Annotated in this window: 21 protein-coding genes, 1 tRNA gene and 1 pseudogene; 13 read left to right on the top strand and 10 right to left on the bottom strand. The window is 71.2% G+C overall.

The features are described 5' to 3' along the window. Positions 1-46: 46 nt before the first annotated feature. A complete protein-coding gene (gene aceE / locus K7472_RS21330; protein ID WP_222980088.1) occupies positions 47-2,794 on the bottom strand; it encodes a pyruvate dehydrogenase (acetyl-transferring), homodimeric type in 2,748 nt (915 codons plus the stop codon). A gap of 497 nt (positions 2,795-3,291) precedes the next feature. Between aceE and K7472_RS21325 the strand changes: the two genes are divergently transcribed. From K7472_RS21325 to K7472_RS21300, 6 genes are all read left to right on the top strand, one after another. Beyond that, complete coding sequence (locus K7472_RS21325) at positions 3,292-3,729, top strand: DUF3052 domain-containing protein (RefSeq protein ID WP_222980087.1); 438 nt, start codon at positions 3,292-3,294, stop codon at positions 3,727-3,729. 248 nt (positions 3,730-3,977) lie between these two features. Continuing rightward, the gene (locus K7472_RS21320) at positions 3,978-4,436 is read left to right on the top strand and encodes a peroxiredoxin (RefSeq protein WP_222980086.1); all 459 of its coding nucleotides are present in this window, start codon (positions 3,978-3,980) and stop codon (positions 4,434-4,436) included. A 182-nt stretch (positions 4,437-4,618) separates the two neighbouring features. Further along, the gene (locus K7472_RS21315) at positions 4,619-5,194 is read left to right on the top strand and encodes a TerD family protein (RefSeq protein WP_222980085.1); all 576 of its coding nucleotides are present in this window, start codon (positions 4,619-4,621) and stop codon (positions 5,192-5,194) included. 141 nt (positions 5,195-5,335) lie between these two features. Further along, entirely contained in the window at positions 5,336-5,911 is a 576-nt protein-coding gene (locus K7472_RS21310; protein ID WP_222980084.1) for a TerD family protein, read from the top strand. 48 nt (positions 5,912-5,959) lie between these two features. Next, complete coding sequence (locus tag K7472_RS21305) at positions 5,960-7,135, top strand: DUF475 domain-containing protein (protein WP_222980083.1); 1,176 nt, start codon at positions 5,960-5,962, stop codon at positions 7,133-7,135. Positions 7,136-7,212: 77 nt separating this feature from the next. After that, entirely contained in the window at positions 7,213-7,944 is a 732-nt protein-coding gene (locus K7472_RS21300) for a TerD family protein (protein WP_222980082.1), read from the top strand. A gap of 28 nt (positions 7,945-7,972) precedes the next feature. Here K7472_RS21300 and K7472_RS21295 read toward each other — a convergent pair whose 3' ends face one another. Further along, positions 7,973-8,884: a TerD family protein gene (locus K7472_RS21295; protein ID WP_222980081.1), complete on the bottom strand. Its 912-nt coding sequence runs from the start codon at positions 8,882-8,884 to the stop codon at positions 7,973-7,975. Between the two features lie 238 nt (positions 8,885-9,122). Here K7472_RS21295 and K7472_RS21290 point away from each other — a divergent pair, with 238 nt between their 5' ends. From K7472_RS21290 to K7472_RS21280, 3 genes and pseudogenes are all read left to right on the top strand, one after another. Next, positions 9,123-10,295 carry an HpcH/HpaI aldolase/citrate lyase family protein gene (locus K7472_RS21290; protein ID WP_222980080.1) on the top strand — a complete coding sequence of 391 codons (1,173 nt, stop codon included), beginning with the start codon at positions 9,123-9,125 and terminating at the stop codon, positions 10,293-10,295. Between the two features lie 52 nt (positions 10,296-10,347). Then, positions 10,348-12,808, top strand: a pseudogene (locus K7472_RS21285) (phosphoribosyltransferase). After that, positions 12,805-13,680, top strand: a complete 876-nt coding sequence (locus K7472_RS21280) for an HAD family hydrolase (protein WP_222980079.1) — start codon at positions 12,805-12,807, stop codon at positions 13,678-13,680. Before K7472_RS21285 ends, K7472_RS21280 begins: the two are co-directional and overlap by 4 nt. A 27-nt stretch (positions 13,681-13,707) precedes the next feature. Here the strand turns inward: K7472_RS21280 and K7472_RS21275 are convergent, their stop codons facing one another. Continuing rightward, positions 13,708-14,340: a nucleoside/nucleotide kinase family protein gene (locus tag K7472_RS21275; RefSeq protein ID WP_222980078.1), complete on the bottom strand. Its 633-nt coding sequence runs from the start codon at positions 14,338-14,340 to the stop codon at positions 13,708-13,710. Positions 14,341-14,562: 222 nt separating this feature from the next. On the opposite strand from K7472_RS21275, the gene K7472_RS21270 reads away from it, so the two are divergent. After that, positions 14,563-15,231 (top strand): O-methyltransferase, encoded by a 669-nt coding sequence (locus K7472_RS21270; RefSeq protein WP_222980077.1) that lies wholly within the window; start codon positions 14,563-14,565, stop codon positions 15,229-15,231. On the opposite strand, the gene K7472_RS21265 is transcribed toward K7472_RS21270, so the two are convergent. The 4 genes from K7472_RS21265 to K7472_RS33515 all read right to left on the bottom strand — a co-directional run bounded on the left by K7472_RS21265 (position 15,185) and on the right by K7472_RS33515 (position 18,430). After that, positions 15,185-15,742, bottom strand: a complete 558-nt coding sequence (locus K7472_RS21265) for a DUF4383 domain-containing protein (RefSeq protein WP_222980076.1) — start codon at positions 15,740-15,742, stop codon at positions 15,185-15,187. The two genes, K7472_RS21270 and K7472_RS21265, sit on opposite strands and share 47 nt — an antisense overlap. Positions 15,743-15,894: 152 nt before the next feature. Then, positions 15,895-16,116, bottom strand: coding sequence for an FmdB family zinc ribbon protein (locus K7472_RS21260; protein ID WP_222980075.1), 222 nt, complete (start codon positions 16,114-16,116; stop codon positions 15,895-15,897). 159 nt (positions 16,117-16,275) lie between these two features. Beyond that, positions 16,276-17,556 (bottom strand): hypothetical protein, encoded by a 1,281-nt coding sequence (locus K7472_RS21255; RefSeq protein WP_252395976.1) that lies wholly within the window; start codon positions 17,554-17,556, stop codon positions 16,276-16,278. Between the two features lie 52 nt (positions 17,557-17,608). Continuing rightward, positions 17,609-18,430 (bottom strand): DUF4097 family beta strand repeat-containing protein, encoded by an 822-nt coding sequence (locus tag K7472_RS33515; protein ID WP_222980074.1) that lies wholly within the window; start codon positions 18,428-18,430, stop codon positions 17,609-17,611. Positions 18,431-18,739: 309 nt separating this feature from the next. On the opposite strand from K7472_RS33515, the gene K7472_RS21245 reads away from it, so the two are divergent. Together K7472_RS21245 and K7472_RS21240 are read left to right on the top strand one after the other, a co-directional pair. Beyond that, positions 18,740-18,814 (top strand) — tRNA-Val (locus K7472_RS21245). A 402-nt stretch (positions 18,815-19,216) separates the two neighbouring features. Then, complete coding sequence (locus tag K7472_RS21240; protein WP_252395975.1) at positions 19,217-20,284, top strand: DUF4365 domain-containing protein; 1,068 nt, start codon at positions 19,217-19,219, stop codon at positions 20,282-20,284. Positions 20,285-20,919: 635 nt separating this feature from the next. On the opposite strand, the gene K7472_RS21235 is transcribed toward K7472_RS21240, so the two are convergent. Further along, entirely contained in the window at positions 20,920-21,369 is a 450-nt protein-coding gene (locus K7472_RS21235; protein ID WP_222980073.1) for a hypothetical protein, read from the bottom strand. Positions 21,370-21,464: 95 nt separating this feature from the next. Here K7472_RS21235 and K7472_RS21230 point away from each other — a divergent pair, with 95 nt between their 5' ends. Beyond that, positions 21,465-21,839 carry a hypothetical protein gene (locus K7472_RS21230; RefSeq protein WP_222980072.1) on the top strand — a complete coding sequence of 125 codons (375 nt, stop codon included), beginning with the start codon at positions 21,465-21,467 and terminating at the stop codon, positions 21,837-21,839. Between the two features lie 10 nt (positions 21,840-21,849). Here K7472_RS21230 and K7472_RS21225 read toward each other — a convergent pair whose 3' ends face one another. Then, positions 21,850-22,293: a MarR family winged helix-turn-helix transcriptional regulator gene (locus K7472_RS21225; protein WP_222980071.1), complete on the bottom strand. Its 444-nt coding sequence runs from the start codon at positions 22,291-22,293 to the stop codon at positions 21,850-21,852. Between the two features lie 79 nt (positions 22,294-22,372). Continuing rightward, positions 22,373-23,125 carry an SDR family oxidoreductase gene (locus K7472_RS21220; RefSeq protein ID WP_222980070.1) on the bottom strand — a complete coding sequence of 251 codons (753 nt, stop codon included), beginning with the start codon at positions 23,123-23,125 and terminating at the stop codon, positions 22,373-22,375. Between the last annotated feature and the right edge of the window lie 94 nt (positions 23,126-23,219).

Genomic DNA, 23,219 nt, shown 5'->3' with positions numbered 1-23,219 from the left:
GGGGGGGGGGCCCCCCGCGGTCCGACGCGTCGTGCGAACGCGTGGGTCAGGCGTCGCCGCCCGCCGCGCCCGGGTCGGCCGCCGCCACGTCCAGCAGCTGGTAGCGCTCGATCGCCTGCTTCGGCGCCGAGCGGTCGACCTTGCCCTCCTTGGCCAGCTCGGTCAGGACCGCCAGCACCACCGACTGCGCGTCGATGTGGAAGAAGCGCCGCGCCGCGCCGCGGGTGTCGGCGAAGCCGAAACCGTCCGCGCCCAGCGACTGCCAGGTGCCCGGCACCCAGCGGGCGATCTGGTCCGGCACCGCCCGCATCCAGTCGGAGACCGCCACGATCGGACCCTGCGCGCTCTGGAGCTTGCTGGTGACGTACGGGACGCGCTGCTCCTCCTCCGGGTGCAGCAGGTTGTGCTCCTCCACGGCGACGGCGTCGCGCCGCAGCTCGTTCCAGGAGGTCGCCGACCACACGTCGGCGCGCACGTCCCACTCCTCGGCGAGCAGGCGCTGGGCCTCGATCGCCCACGGCACGGCCACACCGGAGGCCAGGATCTGCGCCGGGACCGAGCCCTTCTCGCCCGCCTTGTAGCGGTACAGGCCCTTGAGGATGCCCTCGGCGTCCACGTTCTCCGGCTCGGCCGGGTGCTGGATCGGCTCGTTGTAGACCGTCAGGTAGTAGAAGACGTCCTCGCCGGCCTTGCCGTCGGCGGTCGGCCCGTACATCCGGCGCAGACCGTCCTGGACGATGTGCGCGATCTCGAACCCGAACGCCGGGTCGTAGGCGACGCACGCCGGGTTGGTGGACGCCAGCAGCTGCGAGTGGCCGTCCGCGTGCTGAAGGCCCTCACCGGTCAGCGTGGTGCGACCGGCGGTGGCGCCCAGCACGAAGCCGCGGGCCAGCTGGTCGGCCATCTGCCAGAACTGGTCGCCGGTGCGCTGGAAGCCGAACATCGAGTAGAAGACGTAGACCGGGATCAGCGGCTCGCCGTGCGTGGCGTAGGCCGAGCCCGCCGCGATCAGCGAGGCGGTGCAGCCCGCCTCGGTGATGCCGTCGTGCAGCATCTGGCCGCTCGGCGACTCCTTGTACGCCAGCAGCAGCTCGCGGTCGACCGACTCGTAGGTCTGGCCCTGCGGGTTGTAGATCTTGGCGGACGGGAAGAGCGAGTCCATGCCGAAGGTGCGGTACTCGTCCGGCGCGATCGGCACGAAGCGCTTGCCGATCTCCTTGTCCCGCATCAGGTCCTTCAGCAGCCGGACGAACGCCATCGTGGTGGCGATCGACTGGTGCCCCGAGCCCTTCTTGACGGCCGCGTAGGCCTTGTCGTCCGGGAGCGCGAGCGGCTTGGCGCGCACCACCCGGGTCGGCACGTAGCCACCGCAGGCCTTGCGGTGGTCGTGCATGTACTGGATCTCCTCCGAGTTCCGGCCCGGGTGGTAGTACGGCGGGGCGCCGGACTCCAGCTCCTTGTCGGCGATCGGCAGGTGCAGCCGGTCACGGAACCGCTTGAGGTCCTCGACCGTCAGCTTCTTCATCTGGTGGGTCGCGTTGCGGCCCTCGAAGTTCGGGCCCAGCGTCCAGCCCTTGATGGTCTGGGCGAGGATGACGGTCGGCTGGCCCTTGTGCTCCTTGGCCGCCGTGTACGCCGCGAAGATCTTGCGGTGGTCGTGGCCACCGCGACCGAGGTGCAGGACCTGCTCGTCGGTCATGCCCTCGACCATGTTGCGCAGCCGCTGGTCACTGCCGAAGAAGTGCTCGCGGATGTACGCGCCGGTCTCGGTGGCGTAGGTCTGGAACTGGCCGTCCGGCGTGGTGTTGAGCTTGTTGACCAGCAGGCCGTCCCGGTCCTGGGCGAGCAGCGGGTCCCAGCTGCGGTCCCAGATGAGCTTGATCACGTTCCAGCCGGCGCCGCGGAACTGCGACTCCAGCTCCTGGATGATCTTGCCGTTGCCGCGCACCGGGCCGTCGAGGCGCTGGAGGTTGCAGTTGACCACGAAGGTCAGGTTGTCCAGGCCCTCGCGGGCGGCGAGCGAGAGCTGGCCGAGCGACTCCGGCTCGTCCATCTCGCCGTCGCCGAGGAACGCCCACACGTGGCTGTCGGAGGTGTCGGCGATGCCGCGGGACTCCATGTAGCGGTTCATCCGCGCCTGGTAGATCGCGCCGAGCGGGCCGAGGCCCATCGAGACGGTCGGGAACTCCCAGAAGTCCGGCATCAGCCGGGGGTGCGGGTAGCTGGACAGGCCGTCGGGCGCCTTCGACTTCTCCTGGCGGAAGCCGTCGAGCTGGCCCTCGGAGAGCCGGTCGAGCAGGTACGCGCGGGCGTAGATGCCGGGGGAGGCGTGACCCTGGAAGAAGACCTGGTCACCGCCCTTGCCGTCGTCCTTGCCCCGGAAGAAGTGGTTGAAGCCGACGTCGTACAGCGACGCGGAGGAGGCGAAGGTGGCGATGTGGCCGCCCACGCCGATACCGGGGCGCTGGGCACGCGAGACCATGACGGCGGCGTTCCAGCGGGTCGCGTTGAGGACCTTGCGCTCGATCTCCTCGTTGCCGGGGAAGAACGGCTCGTCCTTGGTCGCGATGGTGTTGATGTAGTCCGTGCTGCGCATCTCGGGCACGGCGACCCGCTTCTCACGGGCGCGTTCGATGAGGCGGAGCATCAGGTAGCGGGCGCGCTCACGGCCGCGTTCGTCAATAGCCGCATCGAGCGAGTCGAGCCATTCCGCCGTCTCCTCGGGATCGAAATCCGGGACCTGGCTGGGAAGGCCGCCAATGATGATCGGGTTGCGATCGGATCCGGAAGCCACGCTGTTCCTTCGCTACTAGGTCTTGCTCTGCTGTGTCGCGCCGCCTCCATCGTGTACCGCGGCTGGAGATTCCGTCATCTCTACTGAGTGGTAACCACCACTGGCTGAGACACATCGAGCTGCGACGGTGTTCGGCCCCGGTTCAGCCGGGCCAAATCGCAACTCTACGCCCAGGCCGGAAGCGGTCGGACACCCGTATCGGAAGAGAACTTCCATTCGCTCGCGCGCTGCTCGCGTCGCCCTCGGCCCGGCCGGGCCCGCCGCCGCGCCGCCGGGCCGGGGATCTTCGGGGGGTAGCGGTGCCGCAAATGGGTAAAATCGGCTGTGGCGCCCGTCACGGCCGAGTGTGCGTCTTGCGGCGACACAGCCCCAATAGTCACCGTTTCGGCGATCTCGGCAGCCGGGTACTTGCGCGATCCGTCCCGTCCGTGTGGACTACGGCCAACGCCTCGCGCACGTGCGGGGCCAGTACACATCCCCAAGACAGGAGGCAATCCGTGAGCGCGACCGCGGACCACGCGGAGGAGACCAACCCGGCGAGCCGGTTGGGATTCCAGCCCGGACAGGTGGTCCAGGAGTTCGGCTACGACGACGACGTCGATCACGATCTCCGTGAAGGTATCGAGGAGCTTACGGGTACGGAGCTCGCCGACGAGGACTACGAGGAGCTGCCGGACGCGGTGCTGCTGTGGTTCCGGGACGATGACGGGGACCTCACCGACGCCCTGGTGGACGCCACCCAGGTCGTCGACGACGGCTCGCCCATCTGGCTGCTGACGCCCAAGACCGGCCGCGACGGCTACGTCGAGCCCAGCGACATCGGCGAGGCCGCCACCACCGCCGGTCTCACCCAGACCCGCACCTTCAACGCGGGCAAGGACTGGTCGGGCAGCCGCCTGGTCACCCCGAAGACCGCCAAGGCCGGAAAGCGCTGAGCGGGCCGGACGGCATCCGGAAGCGCTGACCGGACGGCATCCCGAAGCCGCTGAGCCGGTCGGCATCCCGGAGTGCCGAGAAGGCGCCGAGCGCCTCCCCGGCGTCCGCCATGACGCCCCCCGCGCCCCCGCCGGGCCTCTCGGGCCCGCGGGGGCGCGTCGCGTGGCCCCCCGCGCCCGCGGGAGCGGCACACCGCGGTGACAGACTGTCCCGCGACGTAACCGCCCTACCGAAGGGACGCGACCCCATGGCGATCGAGGTCGGCACCAAGGCTCCGGACTTCGCACTGCGCGACCAGCACGGCCAGACCGTCCGGCTCTCCGACTTCCGCGGAGACAAGAACGTCGTCCTGCTCTTCTACCCCTTCGCCTTCACCGGGGTCTGCACCGGCGAGCTGTGCGCCCTGCGCGACGAGCTGCCGAAGTTCGTCAACGACTCCGTGCAGCTGCTCGCGGTCTCCAACGACTCCCCGTTCAGCCTGCGGGTCTTCGCCGAGCGCGAGGGCCTGGAGTACCCGCTGCTGTCCGACTTCTGGCCGCACGGCGAGGCCAGCCGCGCCTACGGCGTCTTCGACGAGGAGAAGGGCTGCGCGGTGCGCGGCACCTTCATCATCGACACCGAGGGCGTGGTGCGCTGGACGGTCGTCAACGGCCTGCCGGACGCCCGTGACCTGGACGAGTACGCCAAGGCGCTCGCCGAACTGTGACGCGCCGCCCCCGTGGCGCTTGGCTGCCGCGGCGGCGGGGAACCGGTCACTAGGATCGGTTCGTTGATCCGGCGGAAGCCGGGCTACGCGACCGAACCGGCGACCACCACCGGTGACCACCGGTGGCCACGCACCACGGGGGCGCCGCACCGGACGTTCCCCCTTTAGACCTTGGAGGACTCGTGGGAGTCAGCCTCAGCAAGGGTGGCAACGTCTCGCTGACCAAGGAGGCGCCCAACCTCACCGCGGTCCAGGTCGGCCTGGGCTGGGACGCCCGGACCACCACCGGCGCCGACTTCGACCTGGACGCCAGCGCCCTGCTGACGAACCCGGAGGGCAAGGTCCTCAGCGACCAGCACTTCGTGTTCTTCAACAACCTCAAGAGCCCCGACGGCTCCGTCGAGCACACCGGCGACAACCTCACCGGTGAGGGCGAGGGCGACGACGAGGTGATCAACGTCGACCTGGCCTCGGTCCCGGGCGACGTCGCCAAGATCGTCTTCCCGGTCTCCATCTACGAGGCCGAGACCCGCCAGCAGAGCTTCGGCCAGATCCGCAACGCCTACATCCGCGTGATCAACCGGGCCGACGGCAACGAGCTGGCGCGCTACGACCTGAGCGAGGACGCCTCGACCGAGACCGCGATGGTCTTCGGTGAGCTGTACCGCAACGGCGCGGAGTGGAAGTTCCGCGCCATCGGCCAGGGCTACGCCTCCGGCCTGCGCGGCATCGCCCAGGACTTCGGCGTCAACGTCTGACGCCACGGCGCCCGGGGCGCGCCCGGCGCCACCGCACCACCGGCCCCGCCCGTCCGGCGTCGCGTTCCCCAGCGGGACGCGGCGCCGGACGCGCTGGGGCGGTACGCACCACGCACGTATCACCGGGGAGGAAGCAACAACATGGGTGTCACGCTCGCCAAGGGGGGAAACGTCTCCCTCAGCAAGGCCGCGCCGAACCTCACGCAGGTCCTGATCGGCCTCGGCTGGGAGGCCAGGTCCACCACCGGCGCCGACTTCGACCTCGACGCCAGCGCGCTGCTGTGCGCGAACGGCCGGGTGCTGGGCGACGAGTACTTCGTCTTCTACAACAACCTCAAGAGCCCGGACGGCTCGGTCGAGCACACCGGCGACGAACTCGTCGGCGGCACCGGCGGTGACGACGAGACCATCCTCGTCGACCTCGCCAAGGTCCCGCAGGGCGTCGACAAGGTTGTCTTCCCGGTCTCCATCTACGAGGCGGAGAGCCGCTCCCAGACGTTCGGCCAGGTCAGCAACGCCTACATCCGGGTCGTCAACCAGGCCGACCAGTCGGAGCTGGCCCGCTACGACCTGAGCGAGGACGCCTCCAGCGAGACGGCGATGATCTTCGGCGAGCTGTACCGGTACGGCGGCGAGTGGAAGTTCCGTGCGGTGGGTCAGGGGTACGCGTCCGGACTGCGCGGCATCGCTCTAGACTTCGGGGTCAACGTTTCGTAAAACTGCGCGGACTGCACGCGCGGGGGACCCTCAAGGATTGGATCGAGTGTGCTAGTCCGTACCTTCGGCTGGTCGATGGTCATCACCGTCATCGGCCTCGCCTTCGCCGGGCTCATCTGGGGGTGGTCGGGTCTTGCGGTCGTCGCGATCCTGTCCGTCCTGGAGATCTCCCTCTCCTTCGACAACGCGGTCATCAACGCCGGCATCCTGAGGAAGCTCAACGCCTTCTGGCAGCGGATCTTCCTCACGGTCGGCGTGCTGATCGCCGTGTTCGGCATGCGGCTGGTCTTCCCGGTCGCCATCGTCGCCATCACCGCGAAGATCAACCCGGTCGACGCGGTGAAGGTGGCGGTCAACGACCCGGACCGCTACCAGCACCTGGTCACCAACGCCCACCCGGCGATCGCCGCGTTCGGCGGGGTGTTCCTGCTGATGATCTTCCTCGACTTCATCCTCGAGGAGCGCGAGATCGCCTGGCTCGCCTGGCTGGAGCGGCCGTTGGCCAAGCTCGGCAAGCTGGACATGCTCTCGGTGGTCATCGCGCTGGTCGCGCTGCTGGTCGCCGCGATGACGGTGGCCACCGCGGTCCCGCTGCACGGCGGCCACGGCACCGTCGACAAGACCGCCACCGTGCTGCTCGCCGGGGTCGCCGGCATGGTCGCCTACCTCGTGGTGGGCGGCATCTCCGGCTTCTTCGAGGAGCAGTTGGAGGACGAGGAGGACGCTGAAGACGCCGAGGACAGCGAGGACGGCGCCGAGGCAGCCGGTGGGGCGGGCGTCAACACGGCGAAGAAGTCCGGCACTTCCGCGCTGGGACTGGCCGGCAAGGCCGCGTTCTTCATGTTCCTCTACCTCGAGGTCATCGACGCCTCGTTCTCCTTCGACGGCGTGATCGGTGCCTTCGCCATCACCAACCAGATCTTCCAGATGGCCCTGGGCCTGGGCATCGGTGCGCTCTACATCCGCTCGCTGACCGTCTTCCTGGTCCGCAAGGGCACCCTGGACGACTACGTCTACCTGGAGCACGGCGCCCACTACGCGATCGGAGCTCTGGCGGTCATCCTGCTGGTCACCATCAAGTACGAGATCAACGACGTGATCACCGGACTCGTCGGTGTGGTACTGATCGGTGCGGCGTACCTGTCGTCGGTGGTGAGGAACCGCCGGCTCGGGGAAGGCTCCGGAGAGCCGGAGCAGAGGACGGAAGTCCCTTCGGGGGTCTGACCGTCACGGTCTGATCAGTACGCCCGGCCCTCCGCCCGTCACGGTGCGGGGGGCCGGGCGCGCCTGGGGAGGGTGACATGGCCAAGGTGTGGGACTTCCTGCGGAGCGGTTCCTCGCAACCGCAGTTCGACATGGGCAACGCGCACACGGTCACGCTGACCAAACGCCGCCAGGTCGTCTCGCTCAACCACCAGGGATCCGCCTCCGGCAACCTGCGGGTCAACCTCACCTGGTCGATGCGCACCTCCGACATCAACGACCGCACCACCGGCGGCTTCCTGACCCGCCCGCTCAACCTCTTCAAGCCCGAACTCGTGCAGGCGCAGGGGCCCGCGATGGTCAACGTCGACCTCGACCTGGCCTGCATGTACGAGATGTCCGACGGCACCAAGGGCGTGGTCCAGCCGCTCGGCGACTTCCTGGGCAACTTCAACGAGCCGCCCTACATCCAGCTCAGCGGTGACGACCGGTTCGGCTCGGGCACGGGCGAGACGGTCTACATCAACCTGGACAAGAAGGAGAAGTTCGCCCGCCTGCTGGTCTTCGTCTACATCTACGACGGCACCCCGGCGTTCGACCGTACCCACGCCGTCGTCACGCTCTACCCCAGCAGCGGGCCGCGCATCGAGATCCCGCTCACCGAGCGTGCCCCGCAGGCCCGTTCGTGCGCGGTGGTGCTCATCGAGAACCGCAAGGGCGAGCTGACGGTGCGCCGCGAGGTGAAGTACGTCTACGGCTTCCAGTCGGAACTGGACCGGCTCTACGGCTGGGGCCTGCAGTGGGGCCGCGGCTACAAGACCAAGGCCTGACCCTTCACCGGCGGCCCCGGCGGCCCGCTCAGCGCCGCCGCTGGAACTGCGGCCCCTGCGGCGGCAACGTGATCGCGGGCGGCGGCGCCTGCTGCGGGTATCCGTACGCGGGGTGCGGCGGGTATCCGTACCCGGTGGCGGGCTGCGCCGGTGCGGCGGCGGGCGCGGGCGGCGGATAGCCGTACGACGGCGGCACGGTGGGCGGCGGCGCGACGGTGGCCGCGGCGTCGGGCTGCGGCGCGGGCGGTACGGGCGCGGAGGCGGGCGGCGGGCCCGCGGGCGCGGGCGGGGTGTCCGGCGCCTGCGCGGCGGGGACGTCGGGGACCGTGAGGCCGCCCGGCGCGTCCGCCTCCGGCTCCCGCGCGGCCGGGGCCGTGGCGTCCGCCTCCTCCTCGTCGTCCTCCACCACGATGCCGAACTCCGTGGCCAGGCCCAGCAGTCCGGACGCGTACCCCTGGCCCAGCGCGCGGAACTTCCAGCCCTCGTCCCTGCGGTACAGCTCGCCGCAGATCAGCGCGGTCTCCTCGCCGGTGTCGGGCCGCACGTCGAACGCCGCGACCGGCGGCGCGCCCTCGCCCGCCGCCACGTCGTACACCATCAGCCGCAGGTCACGGACCGACTCGAAGGTGCCGCCGTCCGCCGAGGCGGCCAGCACGATCCGGCGCACCGCGGGCTCCATCGGTGCCAGGTCCACCTCGATGCCGTCGGTCAGCCCGTCCTCGTCCTGCCGCTTGGCGCGGTGCCGGACCAGGCCGCCGGGGTGGGCGGGCTGGTTGTAGAAGACGAAGTCCGCGTCCGAGCGCACCCGCCCGTCCTCGCCGAGCAGCAGCGCCGACGCGTCGATGTCGGGCACCTCCGCGCCCGGTGACCAGCTCAGCACGGTGCGCACCGAGCCCGCCTCCAGCGGAATGTTGGACCCCTTGACCATCGCGTGCGTCATGCCGTTCATCCTGCCCCCTCGCGGCCGGGGGCACCAAGGCAGGGGGCGCGGGGGACGTCCGCGGGGCGATTTCCCGAGCTCAGGTGGTTACGCGGATTTCACCTGTGATGGTAAAGACTGCCCCATAGAAATGCGTACGATAATCGGCCACGAGCGGCTCGGGGAGGGGCCCGCGCCAGGGCCCAGCGGGGGCTCACCACGCGGTACGAGCGCCGCCAGATCACCCACGGGGAGCTGTATGCACCACTTCGGACACCTCGCGCCGCGGGTGCGCGGCGCGCTGTTCCACCGGGAGCCCGCCGCGTTCCGCACCGACTCCCCGCTGCCGGTGCTGGCCACCGCGCTGGGTGCCACGCTCTACAGCCCCGCCACCCGCCCGCGCCTCGCCGACGACGTGCGCAAGCAGGCCGCACGCGGCGTGGTGTCCATGGTGCTGTGCCTGGAGGACGCCATCGACGACGCCGAGGTGGGCGTGGCCGAGGACAACCTCGTGGCCCAGCTGACCCGGCTCGCCGCGGAGGTCCCCGACTGCGACGCCCTGCCGCTGCTGTTCGTACGGGTCCGCGCCCCCGGCCAGATCACCGCGCTCACCCGGCGGCTCGGCCCGGCCGTGGGCGTGCTGACCGGATTCGTGCTGCCGAAGTTCACCGAGGAGACCGGCGTCCCGTTCCTCGAATCGCTCACCACGGCCGAAGAGGCCTGCGGGCGGCGGCTGCTGGCGATGCCCGTGCTGGAGTCCGCCGCGCTGCTGTACGCGGAGAGCCGTGAGGAGACGCTGCGCGGCATCGCCCGCACGGTGGAGAAGTACCGTGACCGCGTGCTCGCGCTGCGGCTGGGCGTCACCGACTTCTGCTCGGCCTACGGGCTGCGCCGGGCGCCCGACATGACCGCGTACGACGTCGGGATCGTCGCCTCCGTCATCGCCGACGTGGTCAACGTCCTCGGCCGCGCGGACGGCACCGGTTTCACCGTGACCGGCCCGGTGTGGGAGTACTTCCCGCGCCAGGAGCGGATGTTCAAACCGCAACTGCGCCGCACCCCCTTCACCCCCGGCGCCGAACGGCTGCGCTCCGCGCTCATCGAGCACGACCTCGACGGCCTGCTGCGCGAGGTGGAACTCGACCGCGCCAACGGCCTGCTGGGCAAGACCTGCATCCACCCCGCGCACGTCGCCCCCGTGCACGCCCTGTCCGTCGTCAGCCACGAGGAGTTCAGCGACGCCGCCGACATCCTGCGCGAGGACCACGGCGGGGGAGGGGTGCTGCGCTCCGCCTACACCAACAAGATGAACGAGGTGAAACCACACCGCGCCTGGGCGGAACGCACCATGCGCCGCGCCCACGTCTTCGGCGTGGCCCGCGAGGACGTCACCTTCGTGGAACTGCTGGCCGCCGCCGTCCCCGCCGCCTAGCCGCGCCCCCTCCGCCCCCTCCAACCCGCAGCCGCACAGGAGCACTTCGCCGATGACGACGACCGTGACGCCCCCCGCCGACTGGACCGGCCGGTGGACCGCCGCACGGCTGGGGGTCGCCCTGGACGGGCCGCCCGAGCTGTACGGGCTGCTGGGCCTCGCGGTGCGCGACAACCCCAAGCGGGCGCACCTGCTGGTCTCCACCGTGCTCGGCAAGCACGTGCCGCAGCGGCCCGGCGTGGTGCACGACGCCGGGTTGCGGCTGGCCCGCCGGGTGCGCGAGCTGATCGGCGAGGACGCCCGGCCGGTCGTCGTCGGCTACGCGGAGACCGCGACCGGACTCGGCCACAGCGTCGCCGACGGCCTGGGCGACGCGCCCTGCCTGCACTCCACCCGCCGCCCGGTGCCCGGCGTGGCGCCCACGGGACGGTTCACCGAGTCCCACAGCCACGCCACCGACCACCTGCTGCTCCCCGCCGACCCGGAACTCCTGACCGGGGACGGGCCGTTGGTACTGGTCGATGACGAGTTCTCGACCGGCCGGACCGTGCTGGGCACGGTGACCGCGCTGCACGCGCTGCGCCCGCGCGACCACTACGTGGTGGTCGCGCTCGTCGACATGCGCACCGACGCCGACCGCGAGCGGCTCGCGGCGTACGCGGCCGGGCTCGGCGCGCGGCTCGACGTGGTGGCGCTCGCCTCCGGGACGGTGCGGCTGCCGCAGGACGTGCTGGAGCGGGGGCGGGAGCTGGTCGCGCGGCAACGCGCTCTGGACGGCGCTGACCACGACCGTGCCGGGGACGGCGGGGGCGAAGGCGCTGACGACGGCGGGCACGGGGCCGCGCGGGTCGCGCTGGAGTGGCCGGCCGGGGTGCCGGACGGCGGGCGGCACGGCTTCACCCCGGCCCACCGCGACCGCCTGACGGCCGCGCTGCCCGGCATGGCGGAACGCCTGCGCGCCGCCCTGCCGCCGCACGCCCGCCGCGTCCTGGTACTCGGCACCGAGGAGCTGATGTACGCGCCGCTGCGGATCGCCGCCGCACTGGAACGCGACGCCGCCTTCGAGGTGCGCTACTCCACCACCACCCGCTCACCCGTGCTCGCGGTCGACGACCCCGGCTACCCCATCCGCACCGCCCTGACCTTCCCCGCCCACGACGACCCCGACGACGGGCCCGGCCCCCGCTACGCCTACAACGTCGCGCCCGGCACCGACCCCGCCCGCCGCTTCGACGCGATCGTCGCGGTCACCGACTCCGCGGGCGACACACCCGCGCTGCACGCCCCCGGCGGGCTGCTGAACCGGCTCGCCGCCCACACGGACCGGCTGCTGCTCGCCGTCGTGCCGTCGTACACCCCCGAACGACAGGTCGATACCCGTCATGCTTCCTGACCCGCTGCGCGGTCCCGCGTTCTCCAGCTACACCCCCGACGAGGTCGGGTGGCTGCTGAAGGACCTTTCCGGCGTCCGCCTGGAGGCCCCGATCGAGGAACGCGAGGAGGCGGTGCAGAACGGCGGCGCCCACTACGCCGAGTCGCTGCCCGTCGAGTACCAGCCGACCGCCGAGTACCAGGCGCTCTTCCGCGCCGCCCTCGACGCCTCCGCGCGGCGCGTCGCCCACGCGGTCGCCGTCGTCACCGAGACCGTGCTCGCCGAACGTGGCCCGGCTCCCGTGCTGGTCTCCCTCGCCCGCGCCGGCACCCCGGTCGGCATCCTCATGCGCCGCTGGGCCCGCCACGCCCACGGCCTCGAACTGCCGCACTACACGATCTCCATCGTGCGCGGCCGGGGCATCGACACCAACGCCCTGCGCTGGCTCGCCGCCCACCACGACCCGGCCTCCGTCGTCTTCGTCGACGGCTGGACCGGCAAGGGCGCCATCACCCGTGAACTCGCCGCCGCCGTCCGCCCGTTCGACGGCTTCGACCCGCGCATCGCGGTGCTCGCCGACCCCGGCGGCTGCGTGGACACCTACGGCACCCGCGACGACTTCCTCGTCCCGTCCGCCTGCCTGAACTCCACCGTCTCCGGGCTGGTCTCCCGCACCGTGCTGCGCGACGACCTGATCGGCCCCGACGACTTCCACGGCGCCAAGTTCTACCGCGAACTGGCCGGCTCCGACGTCTCCGCGCACTTCCTCGACACCGTCACCGCCCGCTTCGCCGACCTCCCCGCCGACACCGGCGCGCTCCGCGACACCGACCGCACGCCCACCTGGGCGGGCTGGGACGCGGTGACCCGGGTCAGCGAGACGTACGGCATCGGCGACGTCAACCTGGTCAAGCCCGGCGTCGGCGAGACCACCCGGGTGCTGCTGCGCCGGGTGCCGTGGCGGGTGCTGGCCCGGCGCGGCGCGGGCCCGGACCTGGACCACGTACGACTGCTGGCCGCCCAGCGCGGCGTTCCCGTGGAGGAGGTGGACGAACTGCCCTACCTGTGCGTCGGGTTGATCCACCCCCGCTACACCAGGGGCGCCACCGGCGCCGACGGCCGGGCGGTGGTGAGCGCGTGACCACCCCGCAGCCCACCCCCGGCACCCCCTCCCCGACGGCTCCCGCCACGTCGACGGTCATCGCCACCGACCTCGACCGCACCCTGATCTACTCCACCGCCGCCCTCGCCCTCGGCATGCCCGACGAGCAGGCCCCCCGGCTGCTGTGCGTCGAGGTCTACAACGGCAGACCCCTGTCCTTCATCACCGAGCGCGCCGCCGAACTCGTCCAACAGCTCGCCGCACGCGCCGCGTTGGTGCCCGTCACCACCCGCACCCGCGCCCAGTACCACCGCGTCCACCTGCCCGGCCCGCCCCCCAAGTACGCCATCTGCGCCAACGGCGGACACATCCTGATCGACGGCAGAACGGACCGTGACTGGCACGACGACGTGCGCCGCACCCTCGCGGACGGCTGCGCGCCGCTGGCCGAGGTGCTCGACCACCTCGTCGCCGCCGCCGACCCGGCGTGGCTGCGCACCGCCCGGGTCGCCGAGGACCTGTTCGCCTACCTGGTGGTCGAACGCTCCGGGGTGCCGGAGGGCTGGCTGAAGGAACTCCAGGCGTGGACCGCGGAACGCGGCTGGACCGCCTCACTCCAGGGCCGCAAGATCTACGCGGTGCCCCGGCCGCTGACCAAGAGCGCGGCGCTGGCCGAGGTCGTCCGCCGCACCGGCGCCGACCGCGTGCTGGCCGCGGGCGACTCCCTGCTCGACACCGACCTGCTGCTCGCCGCCGACCGCGCCTGGCGCCCCGGCCACGGCGAACTCGCCGAGACCGGCTGGAACGCGCCGAACGTCACCGCCCTGGACACCGTCGGCGTCGCGGCGGGCGAGGCGATCCTGCTGCGGATGAGCACGTGGACGGAGGCGACACGGATCGGGCAGGGGTGAGGGGGCGTCCCGTCGCCGGGTGCCGGCTCACGAACGGGTCACCACCCGTGAGCAGTTGGCCCTGGCCCGCTCCACCCGCCGGGCGTTGGGACGCTCGCTGGCCGCGATGAACTCCAGCGCCTCGTCCCGGGACCGCCCGCCCCGCAGATGCCTGCGCAACAACCGCTCCTCGCGCACCTCGGGCGGTGCCTCCACGAACCACAGCGCGTCCAGCAGTTCGCGCACCGCGCGCCACCCGTCGCCGTCGTCCGCCAGGTAGTTGCCCTCGGTCACCACCAGCCGCGCGGTCGGCGGCACCACGAGCCCCGCCGCCACCGGCTCGTCCAGCCGCCGGTCGAAGTCCGGCGCGTACACCGCCCGCCCGGTCTCCGTCCGCAGCCTGCCCAGCAGCGCCACGTACCCGTCGACGTCGAAGGTCTCCGGCGCGCCCTTGCGCCCGCGCAGACCCAGGCGGTCCAACTGCGCGTTGGACAGGTGGAACCCGTCCATCGGCACGTACGCCGCCGAGCCCGCGCCCAGCCGCTGCTCGACGCCGTGCACCAGCCGCCTGGCGAGCGTCGACTTGCCCGCGGCGGGCGGCCCGGCCAGCCCCAGCAGCGCCCGCCGCCCTGCCGTACCGGGGGTCAGGGCGGTGGCGTCCTCGATCAGGCCGCTGAGCATGCGCTCACCCTACGCAGCGGTGACATGGCCGTAAACGGGCGGTGACGCGACCGTGGACGCCGTGAGGTCCGTCGTCGCGCGGCCGCACCCCCGCATCCCCCGCGCCGCCACGCCCCGCACCCCGTCGCTGCCGCGTCCCCGCGCCGTGGCATCGTCTCGTCGTCGTACCGTTTCGTCGTCGTACCGTTGTGTCGTTTCGCCGGATTCCGCGAGGAGCACGCGTTGCCCGAGACCAAGAACCCTCCCCTCACCAACGACCTGTACGCCTACCTGCTCGCCCACAACCCGCCGCTGGACACCGTGCAGCGCGAGCTGATCAACGCGACCCGCGCCCGGTTCGCCGACGACGCGGGGTTGCAGACCGCCGAGGAACAGGGGCCGTTGCTGGCCTTCCTGGTGCGGCTGACCGGTGCCCGCCGGATCGTCGAGGTCGGCACGTTCACCGGCTACTCGACGCTGTCGATGGCCCAGGCGCTGCCCGACGACGGCCGGATCATCGCCTGCGACGTCTCCGAGGAGTGGACCGCGCTCGGCCGCGAGGCGTGGGCCAAGGCGGGCGTCGCCGACCGCGTCGACCTCAGGATCGCGCCCGCCCTGGACACCCTGCGCGCGCTGCCGGCCGACGAGCCGTGGATCGACATGGCGTTCCTCGACGCCGACAAGGGCAACTACCTCGCCTACTGGGAGGAGTTGGTGCCCCGCACCCGGCCCGGCGGCCTGCTCGTCGTGGACAACACCCTCTTCCACGGCGGCGTCGTGGACACCGCGGCGACCGGCGGCGCGGCGGCCATCCGTGCCTTCAACGACCACGTGCTCGCCGACGACCGGGTGGAGGCCGTGCTGCTCAGTGTTGCGGACGGATTGACTTTGGCACGGCGGACGGGGCGTTGAGCTGACGCCGGGCGGCGGCGGCCCGGGACGCCGCCGCCTCGCGCCGCGCCTGATCGGGGTGGCGCTGCTGCCAGTACGGGTTGTCGTGCGGCAGATGACTGTGCACCCGCCCGTACATCCCGAAGGTCATCAGGACCAGTCCGAAGACGAAGCTGAACAGCACGTTGGACATGTGGAACGCCAGGTAGTTGAGCCCGGTGTCCAGCACGGCGAGGTTGACGAAGCCGCTGACGATGAACAGCACGCCGAGCGTCATGTTGAGGTTGGACGCCAGGTTGCCGCCGACCAGCATGCCCGCGAAGAGCAGCGCGCCCACGATCATGGACAGCAGGCTCAACGCGCCGTTGGAACTCAGGCCCGCCACGCCGTCGCCGTGGGTGGAGAAGAAGCCCACGCGGTTGATGAACCCGAAGACGCCGAACACGACCAGGACGAGGCCCATGAGTCCGGCGCCGATCCGGTAGACCTGGCTGAGGCGGTGGTCGATGGGCAGGTGTTCGTCGAGTCTCATGCCGCCCTCCTCGACTGCGGCGTTCCCGCGCCTGCTGCGGCGCCTACGACCAGCATCCGCCTCGGGGGCGAGCCGGGCCAGTCCTGGATGGGGAGGAATCGGAGGAATTCGGCTCCGCGGCTCCGCGCCCGTGCGGCTGTCCGGCGCTCGGGTCAGCCGCAGCAGCCGCCCCCGCAGCAGCCACCGCCACCGCCCTGCGGCGCGCTCGCGGCCCGTCCGGCGGACGCGGCACCGGTCACCGCCACGGTGGACAGCAGCTTGACGGTGTCGTCGTGCCCGTCCGGGCAGGCGGCGGGCGCGGACGACTCGGCCATCGGCCGGTTCAGCTCGAAGGTGGTGCCACAGGCACGGCAGCGGTACTCGTAACGAGGCATGGCGGCAGGATAGCGGCCGCCGGGCGGCTTCAGGAGTGGTCCACGGCGGGAGGCGGCGCAGGTCAGCGGTGGGGCGCGGGTGGGCTTCGCACGGCGCTTCAGCGGTGGGGTCCGCGTGGGCTTCGCACGTGCGCTTCAGCGGCGGGTCGTGCGTTGGCTTCAGCGCTGGTTCGCGCGTTCGCCGCGGATGTCGGCCACGACGCCCTCCACGGTCCCGCGGATCGCGGCGGTCTCGGTCAGGAACGCCCAGTAGTCCGGATGCCGCCCGGTCAGCGCGGCCACCGCCGCGTCCAGCCTGGTCACGGCCGCGTCCAACGGGCCGGCGTGCCGGGGGTCGGGCGTGGTGCGGCCCTGCATCGCGAGCCGCTGCGCGTCGCGCACCGCGAACCGGGTCCGGTCGATCTCGGCCTGCGGGTCCTTGCTGACCTCCTTGAGCCTGCGCAGCCGGTCCCCGGCCGCCGAGACGGCCGCGTCGGTCTCGCTCAGCAGCTCACGTACGGCGGTCAGTCCCGCGGTGGCGTCCTCCCAGCGCTGCTCGTCCCGCGCGGTCCGCGTCTCCCGCAGCCGCTGCTCGGCCTGGGCCGCGGCGGCCGCCGCCTGCTCCGGCACCCGTTGCAGGTCCTGCCAGCAGGCGGCGCTGAACCCGCGGCGCAGCTCGCTCAGCGTGGGCTCGACCTGGGCGGCGCGGGTGGTGATCGCCTGGACCCGGGTGCGCAGGCTGACCAGGCGGTTGTCGATCTCCTTGGCGCGCTGCGGCAGGCGGTCCGCCTCGGCGCGGATCTCCTCGGCCGCGCGGCGCACCTCGTCGGCCCGGCCGATGGTCTCCTGCACGCCGTGGGCGCCCGCGCCCTGGTTGAGCTTGGTCAGCTCGGGTCCGAGCGCGGCGAGGCGGGCGGCGAGGCCGTCCGCGCGCAGCCCGCCCGCGCGAACGGTGTCCAGCGCCTGGGTGGCGGCCAGCAGCGACTGCTTGGCCTGCGCCACGGCGGGCGCGAGCCGGGCCAGCTCGGTCGCGGCGCGGGACTGGAGGGGCTCCAAGCTCTGCGCGAAGCGGTCGAGGTCCGCCCTGACCTTGAGGATCTCGTCCTTGGCCAGGGTGAAGGCGTTGCGGGCGCGGGTGGCGGAGGCCAGGTCGAGGTCGACCGCGTCGAGGTCGTGCTCGTCGACGGTGGCGATGTAGCGGCCGCTGACCTCGTCGACGCGGTGCCCCAGCGTCTGGAAGTCCGCCGCCGCCTTGCGGCCCGCGGGGGAACGGTCGACGGCCGTGATGGTCTCGACCGAGAGGGTCAGATCGCGTTGCGCGGTGTCCAGCTCGTAGAAGGCCTCGGCGGCGGCTTCCTTGGCGGCCTGCGCCCCCGCGCGGTGATCGTCCCCACGCCGCCACCACGAACGTGCCGTCGTCACATCCCTCTCCCGCTGGTCCGCCACGGTGCTGGCGTCCATCCTCGCACCTGGGCCGCCCGAACACAGCGGCCGGGTGCGAGGCCGCGGGACGTCAGGAGGCGGTACGCACGGTGATCGACCCGTTGGAGCTGTGCGCGGTGACGACGTGGCCGCTGGCGGAGTCCTGCGGGACGCTGACGCTCGCGTGGCCGTTGTCGCTGGTCGCGGTGACGGCGTAGGAGGCGTGCGGCAGGCCGATGGTGACCGGACCGTTGGAGGTGGAGGTGGTGACCCGGTCGGGCACGGCGGCGAAGTCGACGCGGACCTCGCCGTTGGACGACCCGGCGTGCACCTCCTTCGAACGGACACCGGAGGCGACGACCCGCCCGTTGCCGCTGTCGAGGGTGAGCGTGCCGGTGGAGCCGCTGACGTCGACGGCGCCGTTGCTGGAGGTGATGGTCAGCGGCCGGCTGAAACCGGAGGCGGTGACGGCCCCGTTGCCGTCCTTGACGGTGACGGCGACGCCGCGCGGGACCAGGATCTGGTGGCGTACGGAGCAGTCGGCGACGATCCCGGAGCAGTGCAGCCGCAGGCGCAGGGTGGAGCCGTCCATCGCCCAGGAGACGCTGGGCCTGCTCCCGACCAGGGTGTGCGCCGAGAACCACCGCGTGACCTGCACGTCCTCGACGTCGGCGGGCCGCACGTCCAGGGCGCTGTCGTCACTGTCGATGGTCAGCGAGGTCCCAGCGAGCGCGAAGTCCTTGTGCTTGGGCCCGCTGCCACCGGAGGAACGGGAACACCCCGATACGGCGAGCGTCGCGCAGGCGGCCAGAGCGAGGAACCCGGCGGCGCGGGTGCGGGTATGCGTGGGGGTGGGGGTGGCGGGGGTGCGCGTACGCGTACGGGCGGCAAGGACACGGGGCGAGGCGGACACGCGGACTCCCTGACTGGACACCGAAGGATGCCGAGAACGCTACGGATCCGGTGGGCCGGGGGTAAGCCGGTCGTCCCCCGGGGAGGGGGTGGGGGTAACCCGAGGCCCCGGGCTTCCGTGCGGGGCCGGGGTGAGGCTTCCGGCTTCCGGGCGGGGGCCGGGCCCGGCGGGCTCACGGGCCGACGGCCGGGCCGCCGCTGCCACGAATTTGTCCCGGGCACCGCGCCCGCCGCCCGGGCGCCGCGAATTTGTCCCGGGCACCCCGGGGCAGGGTAACCTGTCGTCTCCCGCACCCCGCGCGGTGCACGAGGGCGCATAGCTCAGCGGTAGAGCGCTGCTCTTACAAAGCAGATGTCACAGGTTCGAATCCTGTTGTGCCCACCAGTGAGAAGGCCCCAGCCGATGACGGCTGGGGCCTTCGACATGGGCGCCGGGTTCAACGGCGGCGGACGTGAACGGTGGTGGACGTCAACGGCGGCGGGCGGTGCGGGAGATGATCCTCAGCTCCGGCGACGCGCACCAGCCGGACAAGGGGTCATCCAGATACGCGCTCCCCCGGTCGGCCGCGATGCTGCAGTTCCCAAGCTGAGGGCGTGAGTTCGATTCCCGTCACCTGCTCTTCTGGCAGGCCCCAAGTCAGCGGCCTGGGACTTCGTTGTCGAGCTGGGCCGAGTCAGCGGACTCCGATATCCCGCTCTCCTCCCATGTCCGGTGTCAGAGGGGTGAGGCAGAGTTATGGGGCCGTCCACATGCGCCGGGGCGGGCAAAGCTCAAGGAGAGGATGGTATGCCTAAGATCCCGAATGGTCGACGCGTGGGGCAGGCCGCCGTGAACGCGCTGCGCGCTCTACTCGAAGCGCATGACCACATCGTTCAGGAGATATCCGGGCAGAACGACTTCGGCGAGGACTTCTACGTCACCTTCACCGAAGATGGCGAGGTTACCAGCGACACGATCAAGATCCAGGCCAAGGGTGGGGACAGTTGGCGCCGGGGCAACGGTTACGCGGTGCCCGTCCACCACCACAGCGGAACGCGGGCGGAGGGGAACATCCCCGTCTACTGCGTGATATATGACCCGGGCACCACGAAACTGCACTGGGCGAACGCCACCCAACAGCTAAGGCGGTCCGGTCCGTTCAATCCGCCCCGCTTCATCGGTGTCAGCCCGAACGCGGTGCTGAACGACGCCACGATGGCGCCCTTCGTCGCCCAGGCCCGCCGCTACGTTGGGCGCTACCGAGGTCGGCAGGCTGTGCTCACCCACCTCGGCGAGATGTCGGGAGTCGATTTCGCGCCGGAAGACCACGTCCTGCACTTCGTCAACGGCTACGACGAAGACCTCATCTTCTGGAAACGCCCAGGGGACGCGCTGGCGACGCTACTGCTCAGTGCCCACGACTGGGATCCGTATCTGGTCAGCCTGAAGTCTCTGATGCGCTCCGAGATTCCACCTCCGGAGGGCCGGAACAACGGCGATCCCGAGCACGAATGGGACGACCTTGACCTGCCGACCGCGGAAGACCTGGAGCTAGACCGAACCGAAGTCATGTGGGTGGCTTCGTGCTTCCTCTCCACCCGGGAGGCCGACGAAGGACCTGAGAACGACCTCGTCACACCCATCGAGTGCGAGGGGTGCCCGAGCTGCACGGGCGAGGAGCCCGAGGAACACGCAACATCGCGGCAGATGTGCTCCACGCATACGTCCTTGCTCGCATCATCGACAGGATCGAGGCCGAGCCCAACCTGCTGCAACGCTCGATCCTGGCCCTGCGCGAGGACGGCGAACTCCCAGCGGAGATCGTCGCCGAACTCGGCCCCCTCGAAAGCGAGCCCCGTATCGTCCGCCAAGTGAATAAGCTCGGCAGGGCAAGGGTGGAGACGATTGACGACATCGAACCAGAGGCATTCCGACTTGCCGTCCACTACCTCATCCACCGCATCTACATCGGTGGCCCCTCACTCCCCCCGAGGAACAGATCAGAATCGTCTGGCGTGTTCCTGAGCAAGGGTCCACACGCCATCGTGGCTGACTGTGATCGGCTGAGGTCCGTTCCATAGCGATGCCAGACGCGAAGGCCGGCTACGGTCAACAGTGCTGCTTTGCGGGTGAGCAGTCGCTCGCTTCCCCGGCCAGCAAATCCAGAGCTCAGGAGGCGACACTCCCCAGCCTCTCCCGTAAAGCGGGTGATCGCTCGTCCGGCCGCCGGACACCAAAGCAGGCCACCAGCGCGCTGCCGTCATCGGTAAGGTCAGGACGCATAGCCAACGGCAGGTTTCTCCGCGAGAACGGTCCAATCCACACATCGGCAAACCGGCGCACGGCGGTAGTCGTTGCGACGTTCGAGCGGAGTGGGTGATGAGCAGAAAACGTGCTCTCGCCCCGCCGTCCAAGGCTGTCACCGATGCCGATGGGCGAAGGCTTGTTGTCTGTCTTTTGCGTGGCAGCAAGTGAACGCACTTACTTCATCCATCAGTTCGTCCCGCGCCTCAGGTCTGTCGTAGTGCCAGGCGCATCTCCGCGATCAATGCTGCGCGGGCCTGGCGGGCGGCCCGCCAGGCGTGCACGTACTCCCGCGAGCCCGAGGTGTGACCCGCGACCACAACGTCATGGAAGTCGAGCACACTGAGGGTCGCTCGACCGGCCTTTTCCACCAGCAACTGTGGGGCCACCAGTTCCAGTTGCTGGTGCGCCGCGTACACGCCGTGCTCGCTGATCGCGACATGGCCTCTGCCGACGTCTTCAGGCGCGGGCTGCGCCTTCGAGAACGCGGTCCTGGCCCGCGCAAGAGCGGCAAGGTAGTCCGTGAACGCGCTGAGCAGCGTTTCGCGATCCTGGTCCGCCCGCTCGTGCCGCCGCCGGACATGTTCGGCGACGAGTGTGGCCATCACACCGAGCACCGCGCCTACAGCTGTGGCCGTGATGGTCGACCATTGCATGCGGCCCCCTGAAGTCTCTGACTCCTGATTGTCTCTCCCCGTCTGAGTAGCCGTACTCATGCGTGCGCCGGGCGACGTGGCTGACGATGACGCGCATGGAGATCTCAGGGCGCGGCGGCGGCACACCGTCGGACGCGCGGTTACGGAACAGCGCCGGCACCGTCGTGATGTGGCTGGTGGCGGTGGTGGTCTACGTGCCGGCCGTCTGGTTCTGGTGCGCCGCGGCCAACGGCGCCGCGCATCCCTCGCCCTACGCCGCGCAGGCGAACCACGCGGCGAACGTCGAACTGGCCGACATCTCGGCCCTCGTCGTCTTCGTGCCTCTCGTCGGGGCCGGTGCGGGCGTGGCCGTCGGCAGGCTCGTGCGGGCCCCGTCCCTGCCCCTGGCGTCGGCCATCGGCATCATCTGCTGCCTCATGGCCTGGTACTGGTGGATCCTCTTCCACCTGCAGCTTTCGTTCTCGTTCTGAGGCGGCGCGCTCAGCCCTCGTCCGCCGCTGCGAGACGGGTGAGGAGAGCGGTCAACTGGCCGAGTTCGTCGGGGGTGAGGGCCTCGACCGCCCGTGGTGGGCGCAGCAGGATCGCGTCGGCGGTCGCGATGGCCTGGTGGCCGGCGTCCGTGAGGGTGACCAACTTGCGGCGGCGGTCGTCGGGATGGGGCTTTCGTTCGACGAGGCCGTGGGCTTCGAGCTTGTCGACGATGAGGGTCGCGTAGGGGGCGTCGACGTGGTGGGCGGCCGCGATCTGGCCCAGGGTCATCGGCCCCTCGCGCAGTCGGAAGAGCACCTTGCCCCGGCCGCCGCCGAGCCGGAAACCGAGGGCCTCGGCCAGTTCGCCCCGGCGGCTGTGGGCCTCGACGAAGCCCTGCATGAGGGCCCACGCCTGCTGGACGGGGTCGGCCGGTCGTCGCGACGTCACTGCCATCGGCGGTCTCTCCCGCGTCCCTCACGCTGTGCGGTCCGCGCCGCCGTTCCGTGGCACCGGCCTGCCGCGGGCGCCGCCGTCACCACGCTACCGTGCGGCCGAGATAGTCCACGTAGTGCAGGCCCGGGCTGCCCTGGAGGGCGTCGAGCGTCCTGACCACGTTCGGGATGCTCTCGTCGATGCCGAAACGCGCGTCGGGGCCGCCCATGTCGGTACGCACCCAGCCGGGGGCCATCAACACCAGCGTCCTGGGCTCGCCTTCGTGCCGCGCCGCGTAGCTGCGCATGAACGTGTTGAGCGCGGCCTTGCTGCCGCGGTACACCTCGTGGCCGCCCCGTTCGTTGTTGGCCACGCTGCCCTGGCCCGAGGACATCACACCGATCGTGCCGTCGGGCTCCACGAGGTCCTGGAGCGCCTCGACGACGCGCAGCGGGCTCAGCGCGTTGGTGACCATGACGCGGGTGAACTCCTCGGTCGAGGTCTCCGCGACGGTGCCTTCCGGCTGGTTGGTGACGCCCGCGTTCACGAAGAGCAGGTCGAACCTCCGGCCTGCCAGGCGGTCGCGCAGCGCGGCGATCTGCTCGGGCTCGGTGATGTCGACGGTCTCGATCTCGACACCGTCCGGGTGGGTGTCCGCGAGGTCGTGCAGGCGGGTACGGGCCGAACCGCGCACGGTGGCCGTGACCTCCCGGCCGCCCTTCGCCCACTCCTGGGCGAGCGCGAGCCCCAGACCGCGGGACGCGCCGATCAGCAGGACACGCTGGATCGGGGTCGGCGGGAGGCCGGGGCGGGGTGCCTGGAGGTCGCGGGGGTTCGAGTTCGTTGTAGTCATAACAACGATTGTGTTGTGTATAAGTAATTTCGTCAAGCCGTCCGCCGCGCACCTGGGGCGGGGCGGGGTCCGGGCGCGGCCGGAACGGCGCGAG

This window comes from Streptantibioticus parmotrematis, from assembly GCF_019890615.1.
In the GTDB taxonomy this organism is placed as follows: Bacteria; Actinomycetota; Actinomycetes; order Streptomycetales; family Streptomycetaceae; genus Streptantibioticus_D; species Streptantibioticus_D parmotrematis.
This window is presented reverse-complemented; position numbering and strand designations above follow the sequence as displayed.